We start from the raw sequence: 18,132 nt of genomic DNA, 5'->3' as shown, positions 1-18,132 counted from the left end.
TTCAAAGCTCCTTACGCGATGCGTTTAACCATCAGGTGGGTGATCAGCATGCCCAGCGTGATGCTGCACAGCGCGTAAATCAGAATGGTGCTGCCGACCGGATCGCTGAACAGGAAGGTGATGTCCTCCGGCGACTTGAGGTACATGTAGCCCAGGCAGCAGGGGAACAGCGCGGCGACGATCTTTGCCGAGGCGCGGGCCTCTGAGGTTTTCGACTGCACCTTCATCGCCAGCTCGCGGCGCTGGCGCAGCGTGGTGGCGAGGCGTTCCAGGGTTTCCCCTAAGCGGCCGCCCGCTTCCTGGTTGATGATCAGGATCACCGCGAAGAAACGGTATTCGGCCATCGGCACCCGTCCGGCGGAGGTCTGGATCACCTGGCGCAGCGGAATGCCCAGCTTCAGCCAGTGATCGATGGTGCGGAACTCGGTGGCCAGCGGGCCGCTGAGGTGTGAGGCCACCTGACCGAAGGTGTTGGCAACCGGTACCCCGGCGCGCACGCTGCGGGTGATGGCGTCAATGGCATCCGGCAGCCCTTCTCGCAGCTGGTGCAGGTGTTTTTGCAGCGTGCCGCGGAACAGCAGCACGCCGAGCACCAGGGTAACCAGCAGCGAGAACAGCAGACCAAAAGTGAGCGGCAGCGGCGTGCGCTGACCGAGGGTCATTCCCACCAGCAGTCCAACTGCAGAGAGGATCAGCAGGCGCTTGCGCAGGGTCGACTGCCAGCCGATAAACGCCAGCTGCTGCCACAGTTTTGCCAGCAGCGGCCCGAGCAGCGGCACCGAGGCCAGCGGCGTCTGCGCCTGGCTGCGCAGAATCGACACATCCTCCTCACCGGCGGCTTCCGCCCCCTCACCGAGGATCTGCGCGAAGCGCTGGCGGCGCTGTTCATCCAGCTGGCGCTGACGCCGCCAGTGGCTGACGGCCAGCACCACAATCAGTACGGAAAGAAAGACCAGCCCGGTGATCAGATTCAGCTTAAACGCGTTCATCAGGCTCCCTTAGTACGCATCGAACAGGTGCGCTTTGTCCGCATAGAACTGCGGGCGCTGGATGGTCTGCACGTACTCGCCGGTGATGCGCCCCTGGCCGTCCGATCCGGTGACGCGGAAATTGAACAGGTCCTGCATTTGCAGCACCTCGTTTTCCATGCCGCACAGCTCGCTGACCGCTACCACGCGGCGCATGCCGTCGCGCATACGTTCGATCTGCACGATCAGATGCACCGCGCTGGCGATCTGGCGGCGGATGGCCATCAGCGGCAGCTGCATATTGGCCATCATCACCATGTTTTCCAGGCGCTGAACCGCATCGCGGGTGGTGTTGGCGTGCACGGTACACAGCGATCCGTCGTGGCCGGTGTTCATCGCCTGCAGCATGTCGAAGCACTCGCCGCCGCGCACCTCGCCCAGGATGATGCGGTCCGGGCGCATACGCAGGGCGTTACGCATCAGGTCGCGCTGGTCGACCTTGCCGCTGCCCTCGGCGCTGACCGGGCGGGTTTCCAGACGCACCACGTGCTCCTGCTGCAGCTGCAGTTCGGCGGCGTCTTCGATGGTGATGATGCGGTCGGTGCTGTCGATTTTCTGCGACAGCGCGTTCAGCAGCGTGGTTTTACCGGCACCGGTACCGCCGGAGACAATCACGTTCAGCCGCGCCTGCATCGCTTTGTTCAGCACGTCGGCCATCGCCGGAGACATACAGCCCTGCGACGCCAGATGCTCCAGCGACAGGTTGCGGCGCATAAATTTACGGATCGAAATGGTGGTGCCGTCGATCGCCAGCGGATAGGTGATGACGTTGACGCGGCTGCCGTCCGGCAGGCGGGCATCGACCATCGGGCTGGATTCATCGATGCGGCGGCCCACCCCGGCGGCAATGCGCTGGGCGGTGTTAAACACGTGCTCTTCGTCGATAAAGGTGATCGGCGACAGCTCCAGCTTGCCGAAGCGCTCGATAAACACCTGCCCGGCACCGTTAACCAGAATATCGTTGACGGTGTCGTCAGAGAGCAGCGGCTGGATCGGGCCGATGCCGGTCATCTCGTCGAGCATTTCACCGGCGATCAGCTCCTCTTCCTGCCGCGAGAGCTGCAGGCGCTGGTCATCGCACAGCTGGCGGATGGCCGACTGGATTTGCAGCAGCAGCTTGTCGCGGGACATCGCCGCTGCGCGACCGGCATCGATCAGGTCATAGAGCTGCGAGCGGATCAGCCGACGGTTGCCGTTGCGGCTTTCCGCCTGCGGGCGCGGCGCGGGGGCGGCCTGGCGCGCTTCCGGCACCTCGACCGCGCTGGCGGCCTGTGGGGCGGCTTCGGTTTTTCTGGCCGGCTCTTCACGACGCGGGGCGGCAGGTTTACGCATCAGCATGGGATTTTTCCTCACGTTAGTTCGCTCAGGCGCGCTTGAGCAGGCCGTTCAGCCAGTTCTTTTTCACCGGCTGCAGGCGCTGCCCGCAGGCGAGATCCACCAGCTGGCGCATCGCCTGGCGGAACGGACCGCTGGCGGCGAGATCCAGCGCGCCCAGGCTCAGGCTCTGCCCCAGTCCGACACCGGCATGCGGCAGCACCAGGTCCACAGGACGCCCGACCAGCGCTTCGAACTGCGCCCGCGTCAGCGGCGCGGCTCCGGCATAGTGGCTCTGGTTGTGCACCAGCATCAGCCGCTGCCCTTCGCTCTCGTCGCCGATGGCCTGGATAATGCGCCTGACGTTGCGCGCGTCCTGCACCGTCAGTTCGGTGACGATAATGCGCAGATCGGCGCAGCAGATCACATCCAGCGCGCCGTTGGGGAACGAGCCGGGCAGATCCCACACCACCTGATTGAACATGCGGCACAGGCTGCCGCCGAGGTGCAGCACCGCGTCGGCATCCGGTTCCGTCAGCTCACCCAGCTCCGGCTTTTGCGCCAGCAGGTGCAGGCGGGTATCCACCTGCAGCATCGCGCGCTGGAGCAGACGGGTATCCAGCTGGCTGCTTTCCAGCACCGCCGACAGGCCGCCGCTCTCGCTGACGCCCTGCAGCAGCAGCTGATCGCCGTGGCGACGATCGAAGTCCACCAGCGCCACCGGCAGGTGCCGTTCGCCGGACATCAGCTGCGCCAGCCCGGCGGCAATGGTGCTGGTGCCAACGCCGCCGCTGGCACCAACCACCGCCACGGTGCGCCCGGTGCGGGCATATTCCGGGCCGGACTGCTGGCCGTCGCACTTCGCCAGCGTGGAGGAGAGCAGATCGAGGGTGCAGGGTTTCACCAGATAGTCGGTGACGCCCAGCTGCAGCAGCGCGCGGTACAGGCCGATATCCTGCCCCTCGCCGAGCGCAATCAGGCGCGTCTGCGGTCCGCACATCGCCATCAGGCTTTCCAGCGCCGGCAGCGGCCACGGCTCGCCGTCCAGATCCACCAGCAGCACCTGCGGCGGCAGGTTGACTTCGCACCACTGCGCGGCGGCGCTCAGGCCACCGGCCAGCACCTGCGCATCGCTGCGCTTCAGCCGCGCCAGGTCTTCACGCAGCTGGCTTTGCGCCCCGCTGCCCTGGATAAAGGCCACCAGGCCGGTGCCCCACTCTTCGCCTTCCTGCTGGGCGGAATTCGTTGCCTCGCTCATACGCTTAACCTTCCGTTAATCTTCGTCGAAGTTAATGTCGATGAGGTCTTTCACCTCGTTCTGCTGGTAGCGTTCGATGCTGTTGACGATCACCGCGCCGTCGGCATCATCCAGGCTGCGCGCCTGAATCAGATCGCGCGGATCCGCCACCATCTGCGCCAGGTTGCTCTGGTTGGCGCAGCCGAGATAGCCCACCGCGTCATACGGCTTGACCATCAGCAGGTTGGGGTCGTTGATCTGGCAGCGGGTGTTGGTGACCGCCAGCGCCTGCGACTGCAGCTGCAGATCGCCACCGCGACCGGCGGACGGCACGCGGCCCATCACCCGCACGTGGCGCTTGTCGGCTCCGGCATTCTGCAGGGCACTCGCCAGGCGATTCGCCAGCTGCTCGCCGCGCGGGGTCCACGGAGTCAGAGTCAGGGTCTGTTTTTCCAGCCTGCCCTGCTGCTTCAGCAGCTGATTGACCGCCGCCAGCGATTCCGGGGTCAGCCCCTGGCCGTTGCGATCGACCTGAAGATTGACCGCCAGCGAGGACGGCTTCACCTTCACCGCCGCCAGGTCCGGCTGATTGAAACGCGCCATGCGTTCGGCGCTGATATCGCGGTCGCTACAGGCGACCAGCGTGGTCATCAGCAGCGCCATGCCGCTCAGGCGCAGGGTAAATAAAGAAGAGGTTTTCATGTTTATCGCCTGTCAGTAGAGGTAGCCAGCGGCACCGAATTCAGGAGTTACGGCATCGATCATCTTCACGCCGCTGCCCGGGGTTTGCAGCTGTCCGGCGCTCACCGGGGCAACCACGTAGGCGGTGGCGATGATCACCAGTTCGGTTTCTTCGCTGCTGGTCGATTCTTTCTCAAACATGCGGCCCACCACCGGAATCGATGACAGACCCGGCACGCCGTCGACCGTCTGGCTGTTGCTGCTGCGCAGCATCCCGGCGAGGGCGAAGCTCTGACCGCTGGCCAGTTCGACGGTAGTGTCGGCACGGCGCACGGTGAGGGCAGGAATGGTGGAGCCGCCTTCCAGCTGGACCGATCCGACCGAGGTCAGCTCGCTGACTTCCGGCGCAATATGCAGGCTGATGCGGTTGCCCGACAGCAGGGTCGGCGTCATGCGCAGGATCACCCCGTAGGATTTGTAATCGATGCTGATGCTGTTGCCGGTCACCAGCACAATCGGCACCTCGCCCCCGGCGGCAAACGCCGCGGTTTCACCGGACATCGCCGTCAGGTTGGGTTCGGCAAGCACCGAGGCCAGCCCCTGTGAGTTCATCGCCGAGAGCAGCGTGCTCAGCGAGCCGTCGCTGCCGGTGCTGCTGTAGCCGAGGATGCCGCTGCCGCCTTCGCGGGTGAAGGTGTTACTGGTGGCGCTGAAGAAGTCGGTCAGCGCGCCGCTGCCGAAGCCGAAGCTGTTGCCGCCGCGATTTAATGAGGCATCCCAGTTAAAGCCCAGTTCGTGGGTCAGCTTGCGGGAGACTTCCACCACGCGAACGCGGATGTTGATCTGCGATGGGGTGCGCACTTTGAGCTGGTTGACCACGTTAGGGGAGGTGGTGCTGGAGCCAGGCTGCGAATTGCCTGAACCACCGCCGCCGCCGGCACCACCGCCCTGCCCGCCTTGTCCACCGCCACCCGCGCCGCCGGAAGAGCCGATCCACGCCTGCACGCTGTCGATGACTTTCTTGGCATCCTGTGGGGTTTCCACGCTGCCGCGCACGATCACGCCGCTGGGTATCGACGCTTCCAGCTGGATCTGCGCATCCGGGAACTCACGGCGCAGGCGCTCCTTCAGCGCAGCGAGGTCGTGCTCGGCCACCAGGCGGATCGCGCCGATCACCTGGCCGTCGGCGTCCATCGCATACAGCGTGGTGGTGCCGACGGTTTTGGCATAGACGAATACGTTGCCGGGAGACGGCAGTTCAAAGCTGGCGATTTCCGGATCGGCAACCAGCACGCTGTCCGGGACTTCATCCAGCTGCAGCATGCGGCCCTGATGCACGTTAAGGTGGATCTCGCTGGTGGCATCAATCTGGGTGACCGCCGCCGCCGGCAGCGCCAGGGTGGCTAACAGCCAGCTGAGGGCCGTCAGCAATCGTTTGCCAGCCGGGCGGCGGCAAAAGTCGGTAGGTTTCATCTTCATTTAGGAATATCCGTGACTGGGATTATCTCATCCGTACCGCCGCAGGCTGCGGCAGTACGCGGTCATCTTGCCGGGAACTGCTGCACGTCCTGCTTATCCGCCCGGAACGTTTTCACCTTCACATTGCCCTGCAAGCCACCGTAAATACGGGTGGTATCCGCCAGGCGAGTGACCGTGGACGGTCCCGCATCGGCATCGTCATCCGATTCTACCGGGCTGCGCAGGGCCAGCTGCAGCAGGCCAACCTCTTTCGCCACGGCAAGCACCTCCGCCTGCTGCGGCGTGGCTTCCACGGTGACGGTTTGGTAGACCGGGTTGCGCGGCCGTGCCGGGGCGTTTTTGCCCGTCGCGTCGCCGTCAACGTCCTGGCGCGGACGCACGTCGGTGTCGGTCTGGCTGTTCATCGCCAGCACCCGCAGATTGCGCGCCACGGTCTGCGCGGCCAGCATCGGCACCACCACCGGCGCAGCGGCCGTCGGCGCGGGCTGCGCTTGTTCATCACGGCGCAGGCTGAGGATCACATCCACCCGATCGCCGGCGGAAACCAGACCGGAGTTGCTGGCCACGGCGCTGGTGGGGATAGAGATTGCGCGCATGCCCGGATGCAGCACGGCGGCCACAAAGCCAGGCTCGTTCGGACGCACCAGCATATTACTGCTCAGGCGCGTTCCTGCCGGAATACGTTCGCGCAGCGTGGCGCCGAACAGTTTATTTTCCTGGTCTTTACCGCTGACAAAATAGAATGAGCGGGAAACGGCTTCCGCCGTTTCTTCCCAGCGCAGAGCAGAGGGGTCGATAAAATCACCCGGGGAGAGATCGCGCGCGGCAACTAATACCGCGGTTTTTTCCACTGGTGCCTTGGGTGCCTGTTTAACCACCGGCGCAGAGAGCTGGCTGCGAACGAGCAGCGCCACCACTCCGGCAGCCATTAGCGCCCCGGCTAATAATACCGTTGAATTAATTTTCATTTTTTTATATTTACCGCTTCAGACTCTTTTATTCAGAACTGAGGCCAAATAAGGATATAAGCCGCACCAAATGCAATGGCAATTCCGTAAGGAATACCCCGCGATAACTCATCGGGTAATACCGGCGGCGGCGTAATATTTATCCGCAGGTTGCTGTTCAGTCGCTCAATAAACAACGCAATGCCGGTGGTTAAGGTATTCAGCAGCGGCAGCGCCAGCGCCAGTACCCCACCCGCTATCGCGGTGATCATCACAAATCGCGTCTGGTGCCCGTAACCCACCCAGAGGCAGAGCACGCTCATCAACTTCACATCTCCGGCCCCCAGGCGGCCGGTCAGAAACATCGCAAAGCCCACCACAAATACCAGACCGGCACCGGGTAACGCCTGCAGCAGTGAACCTGAAATACGCGGCAGCGGACCGGCTATTCCCTCAGCCGCCAGCGCGCAAAGCGCCAGAAAGCCCAGCAGCAACAGCATCACGGCGCGGTTAGGAATACGCCGCGCCAGCAGGTCGCTAGTCACGCACCACAGCAAACCGACAGCCAGCAGGACATACCAGGCAATCTGTAGGCCTGACTGTATCGCCATTATTTGGTGGTGGTGCCGGATCCGGTGATCTGATCGGCAATCTGGGTAAACTTGTCGTTCAGCGCCTTAACAAAAATACCGTCATCGCCGAAGATGGCCGCAATCGCTGCCGCCATCGCCGCCGCGAGGATGCCGTATTCAATGGCCGTTACGCCGCTTTCATCATGGAAAAAGGCGCGCAGTTTTGCACTTAACAGTTTCATTATTCCGCTACTCTCTTTCAGGTTATTAGGTTGCCTTGTGCCACGGCAGAAGGACAATCAGAGGCGTCAATAATGAGACTTATTCTCACGAACAACAAGATACCGAAGATTAAGATACGTTAATTTTCGCTATTTTCTTGCCGGAACAGCCGTAATTTACGCGGCAAAAAACGTTGCACCACAAAATAAAACCTGACGTGAAGAAGGGATTATACTTTATAAGGATTTACGCGCAGGGAATAATTCCCTGCGCGCAGAGGGAGAATTAATAATTCTTAATGGTAAATAATATTACACATAAAACAAACGGCATAAAAATAGCCAGATTGATGCTAAGACTTTCCTGGAGAAATCCATCACTAGCTGCGATTAAGACACAAATAGACCACCAGCCCGGGATCGGCAGATCCAAAATAGAGTTTACCATGATGTAATTCGGCTATCGCTTTTACCAGCGAAAGTCCGAGCCCAAAACCACTGTGCGTACCGTCCTGCCCCAGTCGTTCAAAGCGTTCCGTCGCCCGCGAATACTGTCCCGGTGCAATACCCGGCCCCAGATCCGCCACCACCAGCGCCAGCCAGCCGCGATGCAGCTGGACGCTGAGGGTGATCCGTCCGCGTTCCGCGGCGTACTTCAGCGAATTTTCAATCAGATTCGCCATTGCCTGGAACACCAGCGCCCGGTCGCCAAACAGCGGCATCGGGGCGTTCAGTTCCACCGCCAGCGAGCACTGCTTCTCTTCCGCCAGCGGCTGATAGTATTCGGCTAAATCGTTCAGCAGATCCTGCGCGCTGAAGGATTCAAACTGGTGCACGCAGCGCCCGCTTTCAATTTCACCAATGCGCATCACGTTGCGAAACAGCGCCAGCACGTCCTGTACTTCGGTGGTGGCCGCGTCGATCTCGCGCCGCACGCTGCCGCTGAGATCGTCACGTTCGCCGAGGCTGAACAGCCGGTTCTGCAGATGCGTCAGCGGCGTGCGCAGTTCGTGCGCCACGTGCCCGGCGGTGCTGCGCACCTGATCCATCAGGCGATCGATGCGCTCCAGGTTCTGGTTGATATCGGTGCACAGCCCGTCAAAATCGTTGCCCCACGGTGAAACCGGCATCCTCACCTGCTGCTCGCCGGTGCTGTAACGGCGCAGCGCCTCGCGGATTTGCCGCACGCTGTTGAGGTTGCGCTGGCTGAACCGGCTGCTGACCAGCAGGCAGCACATCAGCAGGATAAACACCCCGGCTCCGGCCACCAGCGGGATGGTGCGCAGCCGCTCCAGCATCGGCACAATATTGTACGCGCGAAAGAACGTCGCACCGTCGTCCAGCCGCACCGCCAGCGCAATCACCTGATTGCTGCCCGCCACGCCCAGCAGCCCCTTCAGGCATTCAATATCCATGCCGCAGTGGCCGCGCGCGGGCATCATCGGCGCGTTGTGATAGATCATCGCCCCGTCGGCGGCCAGCACCATCACCATCGGCAGCTCGCCGCTCTGTTCGTCGCGCTCCTGGCGCAGAAATTCCACCAGGCTTTCGCTGCTCTTCAGCCGCGATTTGGCGGAATAGCTGTAGATATCGTTGGTGATAATATCATGCACGTGGGTGCGCAACAGTGACTCGCTTAGCACACTGACGCCCACGATACAGCCCAGCATCATCATCATAAACAGATAGGCGATGGCGATAGCCTGGCGAAAATTCGAGGTCGACAGGAACGCCGGATCGTAGTTGGCGAGAATCGCCTGCCACTGATGCAGCTTCATCAGCGCCCGGCGGCGGAAAAGGCGCAGGCGCAGGCCGGACTCGCGCAGATTGTTAACTGACGACACCCTTACCTCTTCTCCACTTCACCCAGGCAGTAACCTACCGAGCGCAGGGTGCGGATCAGCGGCAGCGAAAAGCCCTTGTCGATCTTGGCACGCAGCTTGGACAGGTGTACGTCTATCAGGTTGGTCTGCGGGTCGAACTGATAGCCCCAGACCCGCTCCAGCAGCAGGGTACGGCTGAGCACTTTACCGGGATGCTCCATCAGCAGCATCAGCAGCTTGATCTCTTTATCGGTCAGGTCGATGCGCTTGCCGCCGCGCCACGCGGAGCGCTGCAGGCAGTCAACTTTCAGATCGGCAAAGGTCAGCACCTGGCTGTGCTCGCTGCGGCGCTTGTCGCGGCCGACGATGATATCGAGCCGCAGGCGCAGCTCGTTCATATTGAACGGCTTGCCCATGTAGTCCTCGGCCCCCAGCTCCAGGCCCATCACCCGATCGATATCGCGATCGAGCGCCGACAGCAGCATCACCGGCGGGTGCTGGCGGCCCTGCAGCGCGCGCAGGACGCTGAAGCCGTCCATTCCGGGCAGCATACGATCGAGCAGAACCACGTCATAGACCTCCTGCTCTATCGCCTCCAGCGCTAACGCGCCGTCGTGAACCAGACGACAGGAGTGTCCGTGGGCGTGTAATTTCTCACTCAGCCACTGGCAAAGCGTGGAATCATCATCAACCACTAAAACGCGCATAAAATTCCCCTGAACTGCACTTTCTTTCAGCCCGCCCGCTGAATGCAGGTACTTGTTATTAAAATAAATCGGTTATTACTTTACTGCTCGGGAAGGGAGGCGGCCGGTAACAACCGACTAAATACTCTAACAGATAATAACAATCATTATCATTTGATTACAAGATATTTGCAATGCCTGTGTAAACGTTTGCACAGCGGAGGAGTCGGGGTGCAGGCCGCGGCGGGCAAGGAATGAGAGCAAACGGCGTTCGGGTGAACGCCGTAACCTTAACGAAATTTAATGCTGGCGGAGAGTTACCTGGGCATGGCCCTCAGCGGCGGCAGCGCTGAGGGTGAAGACGCGGTGAGCGGGCGTAACCCCTCAACCCACCGTCAGGAGCGGGCGTTCACTCTGTTTTCCGCGGCAAGGCGGAGTCTGCCGTGAGTGCCGACGGCTCTCTCCCTGATACATGTTCACCACCTCTCCGACGATCAGCAGCGCAGGCGTTTTCACCTTTTCCCGGGTGACGGTGAGCGCCAGCGAACCCAGCGTGGCGGTCAGCACCCGCTGCTCCGGCTGGGTGCCGCGTTCGATCACCGCCACCGGGGTGGTCGCCGACAGCCCATGAGCCATCAGCCGCTGGCTGATGTGCTCGCTGTGGGTGAGGCCCATATAAAACACCAGCGTCTGCCGCGCCGAGGCCAGCGCCGACCAGTCGACGTCCGGTTCGCCCTGCGCGCCGTGGCCGGTAACAAAGCGCACCGACTGGGCCAGATCGCGATGGGTCAGCGGAATGCCGCTGGCCGCCGCACAGCCCATCGCCGCGGTAATGCCCGGCACGATATGGCACGGCACGCCGTACCGCTGGCAGTGCGCCATCTCCTCCCCGCCGCGGCCAAACACAAAGGGATCGCCCCCTTTCAGCCGCACCACCCGGTGACCGGCCTGCGCCAGGTCGACCAGTAGCTGATTGATCTCATCCTGCCCGAGGGTGTGATTGCGCATTGATTTACCGACGTCAATGCACAGCGTTTCATCCGGGATCAGCGCCATCACCGGCGGGGAAACCAGCCGGTCAAACACCACCACGTCCGCCTGCTGGATGGCCCGCAGCGCCTTCAGGGTCAGCAGTTCAACGTCGCCCGGCCCCGCACCGACCAGCCACACTTCGCCGCCGCGCACGGGCTGCCGCCGGTCGCCTGCGGCCAGAACGTTCGCCAGTTGCTGCATCTGTAAAGCGTGTTCAAGCGTATTCATTTGGCCCCTCCCGCCGTCAGCGTGCTGAGCTGAACGGCAATGATTTTTTTGAGTTCGGGAATGCAGGATCCGCAGTTGGTGCCGCATTTGAGTGCGTCACCGAGCTGCTGCACGCTGTGGCAGCCCTGCCGCACGGCGTCGGCAATCGGGATCTCGCCGATGGAAAAGCAGCTGCAGATGATGGCACCGGATGCCGGTTTATCCGTACCCGCACGACCTGCCAGCAGCGCCAGTCGCTGTGCTGCTGTCTGCGGCGGTGCGCTGAAGGCGGCCACCACCGCCTGCCGATCGACGGACGGCGCTTTGAGGCGGGCATAAAACGCCAGCTGTAATTCGCCCCCGGCCCAGGCCAGCAGGCTGAAGCCGTCGTCGCCCAGATCGGCGGTCTGGCAGAGGCAGCCGTCGGTAGCGTACTGCTCGTTCAGCCACGCCAGCCAGTCTGCGGGCCGTGACGAATCCGCGAGGGTAAAGTGGCTAACCCCCGGCTGAGTAATCCGGCTCCAGTACGGGGTCACCGGCGGCGCGGTGTTTTCGCCGCGCACGAACAGTTCGGCCTGCCACGCGGTGCGCCAGCGGCGCAGGCTGACCGGCATATGTTTGCTTTCCGGCTGCCCGGACAGCGGATCGACGTGGGCTTCGATCAGCGCATCGACCCGCGCCTGCTGGCTGAACTGGCTGTTCCAGTGCATCGGCACAAACACGCTGCCGCGCGGCTGCAGCGGGTCCGGCTGCGCCCGCAGCAGCAGCCAGCCGTGCGAGGAGGAGACGCGCAGCAGATCGCCGCCGCGGATCTGCGGCGCGTCATCGGGGTGAAACTGGCAAAACGGTTCGCTGATATGCTGCATCAGCCGCGCCGATTTGCCGGTGCGGGTCATGGTGTGCCACTGGTCGCGCACCCGGCCGGTGTTCATCACCAGCGGGTACGCGTCGTCCGGTCTGTTCAGCGGCAGGCGCGGCGTGATCGGAATAAGACGGGCTTTGCCGTCGGGATGGTAAAAGCGGTTATCGGTGAACAGCCGGGCCGTGCCCTGCGGGTGAAGCGCGTTAACCGGCCACTGCACCGGCTGCAGGCCGTCCCACTCTGTGTTGGACAGATTTGCCAGGCCGCTGATATCAAACGCCCGTGACCCGTGGTTTTCAAAGCCCGAGAGCGCCGCGTGCTCGCGAAAGATCTCTGCCGGGTGTCGGTAGCGAAAGGCTTCAGCAAACCCTAACCGCTGCGCCACCTGGCTGAGGATCCACCAGTCCGGTTTTGCCTCGCCCGGCGCGGGTAAAAATCCCCGCTGGCGCGAGATGCAGCGTTCCGAATTGGTCACCGTGCCGTTTTTCTCACCCCAGCCCAGCGCGGGCAGGCAGATATGCGCCACGCGGGTGGTATCGGTGTCGCGCATAATATCGGAGACAATCACCAGCGGGCAGCGTGCCAGCCCGGCCCGCACCCGGTCAGCATCCGGCAGCGACACCAGCGGATTGGTGCCCATAATCCATACCGCCTTGATCTGCCCCGCTTCCACCGCCCGGAACAGGTCCACCGCGTTCAGCCCGGCCGATTTCGTGACATTGTCACTTCCCCAAAAGCGCCCCACCCGGCTGATTTCCTGCGGGGTAAAGCCCATATGGCACGCCAGCTGATTCGCCAGCCCGCCCACTTCCCGCCCGCCCATGGCATTCGGCTGACCGGTTATCGAAAACGGTCCGCAGCCCTCGCGGCCAACCTGGCCGGTGGCCAGATGCAGATTGATGATGGCGTTGCATTTATCCACCCCGGAGCTGGACTGGTTAATGCCCATGGAATAGAGCGTGACCAGCCGTTCGCTGTCGCCGATCAGCTGGTAAAAGTCCCGCAGCTGCGCCTCCGCCAGGCCGCAGAATTCGGCGGTGCGCGCCAGCGTCCACTCGCCCGCCGCCCGCAGCGTTTCTTCTGCACCCTGCGTATGCTGCTGCAGAAATGCATTATCCAGCCTGCCGCGCTCCGCCATCGCCTGCAGCGCACCGCAGAACAGCGCGGCGTCGCTGCCGGGGCGCAGCGCCAGGTGCATATCGGCGATGTCGCAGGTGGCGGTCTGGCGCGGATCGATCACGATAATCCGCATTCCCGGCCGCGCTTTCTTCGCCTGGGCCAGCCGCTGCCAGGCCACCGGATGCGCCCACGCGGTGTTCGAACCGGTTAACAGCACGCAGTCGGCCTGCTCCAGATCCTGATAGCGGCACGGCACCGCATCGGCCCCGAACGCCCGCTTGTAGCCCACCACGGCGGAGGCCATACACAGCCGCGAATTGGTATCCATATTTCCCGCGCCGATAAAGCCCTTCATCAGTTTGTTGGCAACGTAGTAATCCTCGGTCAGCAGCTGGCCGGAGCCGTAAAACGCCACCGCCTGCGGGCCATGTTCGGCAATAATCGCCCTCAAGCGCTCCGCTACCGCATCCAGCGCCTGCGCCCAGCTGACCGGCCGGCGGTCGATCTCCGGCTGCAGCAGCCGCCCCTGCAGATCCAGCGTTTCCCCCAGGGCGCTGCCCTTGACGCACAGCCGCCCCAGATTAGCGGGATGGGTTGTGATACCGCTGGCGCTGAAGCCGTCGCCCTGCGGCTGCATGCTGACGCCGCACCCGACGCCGCAGTAGGCGCAGGTGGTCTGCGTCGGTATCGTCGGGGTCGATTTCATACGCTGACCGTCGCGATGATCTCCGCGGTTTTCACCGCCGCCGCGACCGGCAGTTCCTGCACCCAGACGCGGCCGTTTTCCACCTTAACCGGCCAGACGCTGAGCGCCGACGGGCCGCCGTCCACGCTGTGACCGTCGTGCAGGCGGAAGCGCTGTTTGTACAGCGGGGAGATCACCACCGGTTCGCCCTTCACGTCCCCCACCAGCCCACGGGCCAGCACGTTGGCGTCGCTGTCCGGCTCGTGATTGCTCAGGGCGAAAACCTGCTGCGGATGCGCCGGCAGGTGGAACAGCGCAATCTGCCGGTTCGCCAGCCGCGCCGCCATACCGGCATTGGGCGGGATCGCCTGCAGGTCGCACAGCTCCACCCAGCCCTGTACCGCACCCACCGGCGGGATAACCGCGCCGGAGGAGAGTTCGCCGCGCTCCTGCGACGTTGCCGGGCGGATCTGCTGGCGCTCGGTGACCATTACCACCGCCTCATCCAGTTCCGTACTGTTGACGAACGGACGGAACAGCGCCAGCCGGTCCGGTTCCGCCAGCGTGGTCTGCCATTCGCACTGGTAGGTGCCGACCACCGCGTCCATCTCGCTTTCCAGCTCTGCGCCGATGTGCAGGCTGTCTTCCAGCACCACCTGCCGCAGATAGTCGAGGCCACCCTCCAGATTATCCATCCAGGTGCTGGTGCGCTGCAGGCGGTCGGCAGTGCGCACGTAAAACATCAGGAAGCGATCCACGGTGCGGATCAGATCCTCGGTGCTCATGTCCTGCGCCAGCAGATCGGCGTGGCGCGGCTTCATGCCGCCGTTGCCGCAGACGTAGAGGTTCCAGCCCTTTTCGGTGGCGATCACCCCCACGTCCTTGCTCTGCGCCTCGGCACACTCGCGGGTGCAGCCCGAAACGGCCATTTTGATCTTATGCGGCGAACGCAGGCCCTTGTAGCGGTTCTCCAGCCGCAGGGCCAGACCGGTAGAGTCCTGCACGCCGTAGCGGCACCAGCTGGATCCCACGCAGGACTTCACCGTGCGCAGCGATTTGCCGTAGGCGTGGCCGGTTTCAAACCCGGCATCGACCAGCAGTTGCCAGATCTCCGGCAGCTGCTCCAGCCGCGCGCCGAACAGGTCCACCCGCTGCCCGCCGGTAATTTTGGTATAGAGGTTATAGCGCTTGGCAACCTGACCGATGGCAATCAGCCCGTCGGGGGTGATTTCACCGGCGGGAATGCGCGGCACCACGGAATAGGTGCCGTCTTTCTGAATGTTGGCGAAGTAGCGGTCGTTGGTGTCCTGCAGTGGCAGGTGCTGCGGCTTGAGCAGGTAGTCGTTCCAGCAGGAGGCCAGGATCGATCCGGCCAGCGGCTTGCAGATTTCACAGCCGCTGCCCTGGCCGTGCTTATGGATCAGTTCCTCAAAGCTGCGGATGTTGCCCGCACGCACCAGGTGATAGATTTCCTGGCGGGAGAAGGCAAAGTGCTCGCAGATGTCTTTTTTCACCTCCACGCCCATTTCGGTCAGCGCGAACTCCATCACCTGTTTGGTCAGCGCCGCGCAGCCGCCGCAGCCGGTTGCCGCTTTGGTGCAGGCTTTAACCGCCGCCATATCACCACAGCCGCCCTTCACCGCGTCACAGATATCCGATTTGCTGACGTTATGGCAGGAGCAGATTTGCGCACCGTCCGGCAGCGCCGCCACGCCCAGCGTCTGCGGGGCCGCGCCGGAACCGGCGGGCAGGATCAGGGATTCCGGGCTGGCGGGCAGCGGCATATCGTTGAGCATCATCTGCAACAGCGTGCTGTATTCGCTGCTGTCGCCGACCAGCACCGCGCCGAGCAGGCGCTTTTTGTCCTCCGACACGACGATTTTTTTGTACACTTCCGCCGGGCCGTCCACCCAGCTGTAGCTCTGGCTACCCGGCGTGCGGCCGTGCGCATCGCCCACCGACGCCACCTCCACGCCCAGCAGCTTCAGTTTGGTGCTCATATCCGCGCCTTTAAAGGCCACGTCGCTACCCAAAAGCGTGTCGGCCAGGGTGCGCGCCATCTGGTAGCCGGGGGCAACCAGGCCAAAAATCTGCCCGTTCCACAGCGCGCATTCGCCGATGGCATAAATCGCCGGGTCGGAGGTGCGGCAGCAATCGTTAATCACAATCCCGCCGCGCGGCCCGACCTCCAGTCCGCACTCTCTCGCCAGCTGGTCGCGGGGGCGAATACCGGCGGAAAACAGCACCAGATCGGTATCCAGATGGCTGCCGTCGGCGAACTCCATGCGATAGCCCCCGGCGTCTCCGGCGACGATGGCGCACGTTTCCTTGCCGGTATGTACCTGCACATCCAGCGCTTCAATTTTGCGCCGCAGCATCGCCGATCCGCCTTCATCCAGCTGCACGCCCATCAGCCGGGGGGCGAACTCCACCACGTGGGTTTGCAGGCCGAGGTGCTTCAGGGCATTGGCCGCTTCCAGCCCCAGCAGGCCACCGCCGACCACCACGCCGGTTTTCCCGCTGGCGGCGCAGGACTGGATCGCCGCCAGATCGTCCAGCGTGCGGTACACCAGGCAGCCCGGCGCATCGTTGCCCGGGATCGGCGGCACAAACGGATACGAACCGGTGGCCAGCACCAGCACGTCGTATGCGGTCTGCCGGCCCTGGTGGTCAACAACAAAACGGTGGCGGGTATCGATATGGCCGATGCAGTGGCCCAGCCGCAGTTCAATGCCGCTGGCTTCAAAGAAGCCGCCGGTCACCATCGACAGCGATTCCGCACTGCGCCCGGAGAAATACTCGGAAAGGTGCACCCGGTCATAGGCCGGGACGTTCTCTTCCGCAAACACCACGATCTGATACTGCAAATGCAGCTCGCGCTCCACCAGCTGCTGCAGGAAATGGTGTCCAACCATGCCGTGTCCGGCCATCACTAATACGGGTTTCGACATTGCTTTGCTCCTCGTTGCCTCGCCGGGCAACTGTTCTGATTTAACCGGCGGCAGGCCGGAATCGGCCGGTTCATCGCCGGGACTGAAGACGCTCGGTGGCGTCTGCGGAAAATCGGTGTGGTTAATGCGGGCCAGATAGTCCGGGCCATCGCTGATATCGCCCCATAGCACCACGCCTTCCAGCCGGTTATCGCGCAGCAGCAGGCGGCGGTAATGGCCGTCCAGCGGATTGGATGCACTGTGGATCTGCGCGCCCTCGCCGCCGTGCAGCTCGCCGGCGCAGAACAGATCGATGCCGGTGACCTTCAGGCGCAGCGCCAGCGTCCGGGTGGTGGCCGCCGCGATCGGCTCCCCGGCCAGACGGGCGGCCAGCGCGTCGGCCTGCTGCCAGCACGGGGCGACCAGGCCGACGGTGAGCTGCCCCTGCTGGCAGCATTCACCGATGGCGGAAATCGCCGGGTCGGAGGTGTGCAGCGTCTCGCTGACCAGAATGCCGCGATCGCAGGCCAGCCCGGCGGCCTGTGCCAGGGCGATCTCGGGCCGCACACCGGCGGCCACCACCACGCGCTGCGCCGGGATCTCGCGACCGTCGCGCAGCGCCACCGCCCGCACGTGGCCGGAAAGGTCACCGACATAGGCAGCGGTCGGCGCCCGCAAAAGCGTGGCGATGCCGCGCGCCGCCAGGCTGGCCTGCAGCAGTTCGGCGGTATGCGCATCCAGCTGGGCGTCCATCAGATGCGGTCCCCGGTGCAGCAGGCTGACCCGCATCCCACGCAGCGCCAGCGCCGCGGCGGCTTCCACGCCTAATACGCCGCCGCCGATCACCACCGCAGGCTGCCCGGTGACGTCAGCGCTGAGAATGCTTTCCACATCCCGCATATCGCGAAAGCCGTGGATGCCGGGCAGATCGTCCCCCGGCAGCGGCGGCATAAACGCCCGCGAGCCGGTGGACAGCACCAGATGGTCATAGGCCAGCGTTCGATCGCCGACGCTCACCCGACGGGCGGCGCGGTCGATCGCCGTGACCGGCGCACCGGCGATTAACGTGACGTCATGCGACGCATACCACTGCGCGTCGTGGGTGATGATGTCTTCAAAACGTTTCTCACCGGACAGCACCGGGGTCAGCTGGATGCGGTTATAGGCGGGCTGCGGCTCCTCGCCAACGATCAGGATGCGCCAGCGCCCCGGCGCGCGTTCGCACAGCTGCTCCACCAGCCGTGCGCCCGCCATACCGTTGCCAACCACTATCAGGGTGAGTTTCTCCATTGCGCGTATCCCGCCTGAT

At 63.5% G+C, this 18,132-nt stretch carries 13 protein-coding genes; all 13 read right to left on the bottom strand.

The features are described from left to right. Positions 1 to 11: 11 nt before the first annotated feature. Positions 12 to 989: a type II secretion system F family protein gene (locus PGH32_RS05520; RefSeq protein ID WP_337893425.1), complete on the bottom strand. Its 978-nt coding sequence runs from the start codon at positions 987 to 989 to the stop codon at positions 12 to 14. A gap of 9 nt (positions 990 to 998) precedes the next feature. Beyond that, positions 999 to 2,366 (bottom strand): CpaF family protein, encoded by a 1,368-nt coding sequence (locus PGH32_RS05515; protein ID WP_337893424.1) that lies wholly within the window; start codon positions 2,364 to 2,366, stop codon positions 999 to 1,001. Between the two features lie 25 nt (positions 2,367 to 2,391). Next, complete coding sequence (locus PGH32_RS05510) at positions 2,392 to 3,600, bottom strand: AAA family ATPase (RefSeq protein WP_337893423.1); 1,209 nt, start codon at positions 3,598 to 3,600, stop codon at positions 2,392 to 2,394. Positions 3,601 to 3,615: 15 nt separating this feature from the next. Further along, positions 3,616 to 4,281, bottom strand: coding sequence for a CpaD family pilus assembly lipoprotein (locus tag PGH32_RS05505; RefSeq protein WP_337893422.1), 666 nt, complete (start codon positions 4,279 to 4,281; stop codon positions 3,616 to 3,618). Between the two features lie 12 nt (positions 4,282 to 4,293). Further along, positions 4,294 to 5,739 carry a type II and III secretion system protein family protein gene (locus PGH32_RS05500; protein WP_337893421.1) on the bottom strand — a complete coding sequence of 482 codons (1,446 nt, stop codon included), beginning with the start codon at positions 5,737 to 5,739 and terminating at the stop codon, positions 4,294 to 4,296. Positions 5,740 to 5,801: 62 nt separating this feature from the next. After that, positions 5,802 to 6,707, bottom strand: a complete 906-nt coding sequence (gene cpaB, locus PGH32_RS05495) for a Flp pilus assembly protein CpaB (RefSeq protein ID WP_314422179.1) — start codon at positions 6,705 to 6,707, stop codon at positions 5,802 to 5,804. A 32-nt stretch (positions 6,708 to 6,739) separates the two neighbouring features. Then, positions 6,740 to 7,297, bottom strand: coding sequence for an A24 family peptidase (locus PGH32_RS05490; RefSeq protein WP_337893420.1), 558 nt, complete (start codon positions 7,295 to 7,297; stop codon positions 6,740 to 6,742). Further along, a complete protein-coding gene (locus tag PGH32_RS05485; RefSeq protein WP_314422185.1) occupies positions 7,297 to 7,500 on the bottom strand; it encodes a Flp family type IVb pilin in 204 nt (67 codons plus the stop codon). Before PGH32_RS05485 ends, PGH32_RS05490 begins: the two co-directional genes overlap by 1 nt. 359 nt (positions 7,501 to 7,859) lie before the next feature. Then, entirely contained in the window at positions 7,860 to 9,323 is a 1,464-nt protein-coding gene (locus PGH32_RS05480) for a sensor histidine kinase (protein ID WP_314422192.1), read from the bottom strand. A 2-nt stretch (positions 9,324 to 9,325) separates the two neighbouring features. Further along, positions 9,326 to 10,009 carry a response regulator transcription factor gene (locus PGH32_RS05475; RefSeq protein ID WP_314422196.1) on the bottom strand — a complete coding sequence of 228 codons (684 nt, stop codon included), beginning with the start codon at positions 10,007 to 10,009 and terminating at the stop codon, positions 9,326 to 9,328. A gap of 363 nt (positions 10,010 to 10,372) precedes the next feature. Continuing rightward, positions 10,373 to 11,221 (bottom strand): uroporphyrinogen-III C-methyltransferase, encoded by an 849-nt coding sequence (gene cobA / locus PGH32_RS05470; RefSeq protein WP_443112768.1) that lies wholly within the window; start codon positions 11,219 to 11,221, stop codon positions 10,373 to 10,375. 23 nt (positions 11,222 to 11,244) lie between these two features. After that, positions 11,245 to 13,914 (bottom strand): nitrate reductase, encoded by a 2,670-nt coding sequence (locus tag PGH32_RS05465; protein ID WP_337893418.1) that lies wholly within the window; start codon positions 13,912 to 13,914, stop codon positions 11,245 to 11,247. Next, on the bottom strand, positions 13,911 to 18,113 hold the full coding sequence (gene nirB, locus PGH32_RS05460) for a nitrite reductase large subunit NirB (protein ID WP_337893417.1): 4,203 nt from the start codon (positions 18,111 to 18,113) through the stop codon (positions 13,911 to 13,913). The genes PGH32_RS05465 and nirB overlap by 4 nt, the downstream gene beginning before the upstream one ends. Positions 18,114 to 18,132: the final 19 nt, after the last annotated feature.

This window comes from Erwinia sp. SLM-02 (genome assembly GCF_037450285.1).
GTDB lineage: Bacteria > Pseudomonadota > Gammaproteobacteria > Enterobacterales > Enterobacteriaceae > Erwinia.
The sequence above is the reverse complement of the archived record's forward strand: the minus strand, read 5'-3'. Positions and strand labels throughout refer to the sequence as shown.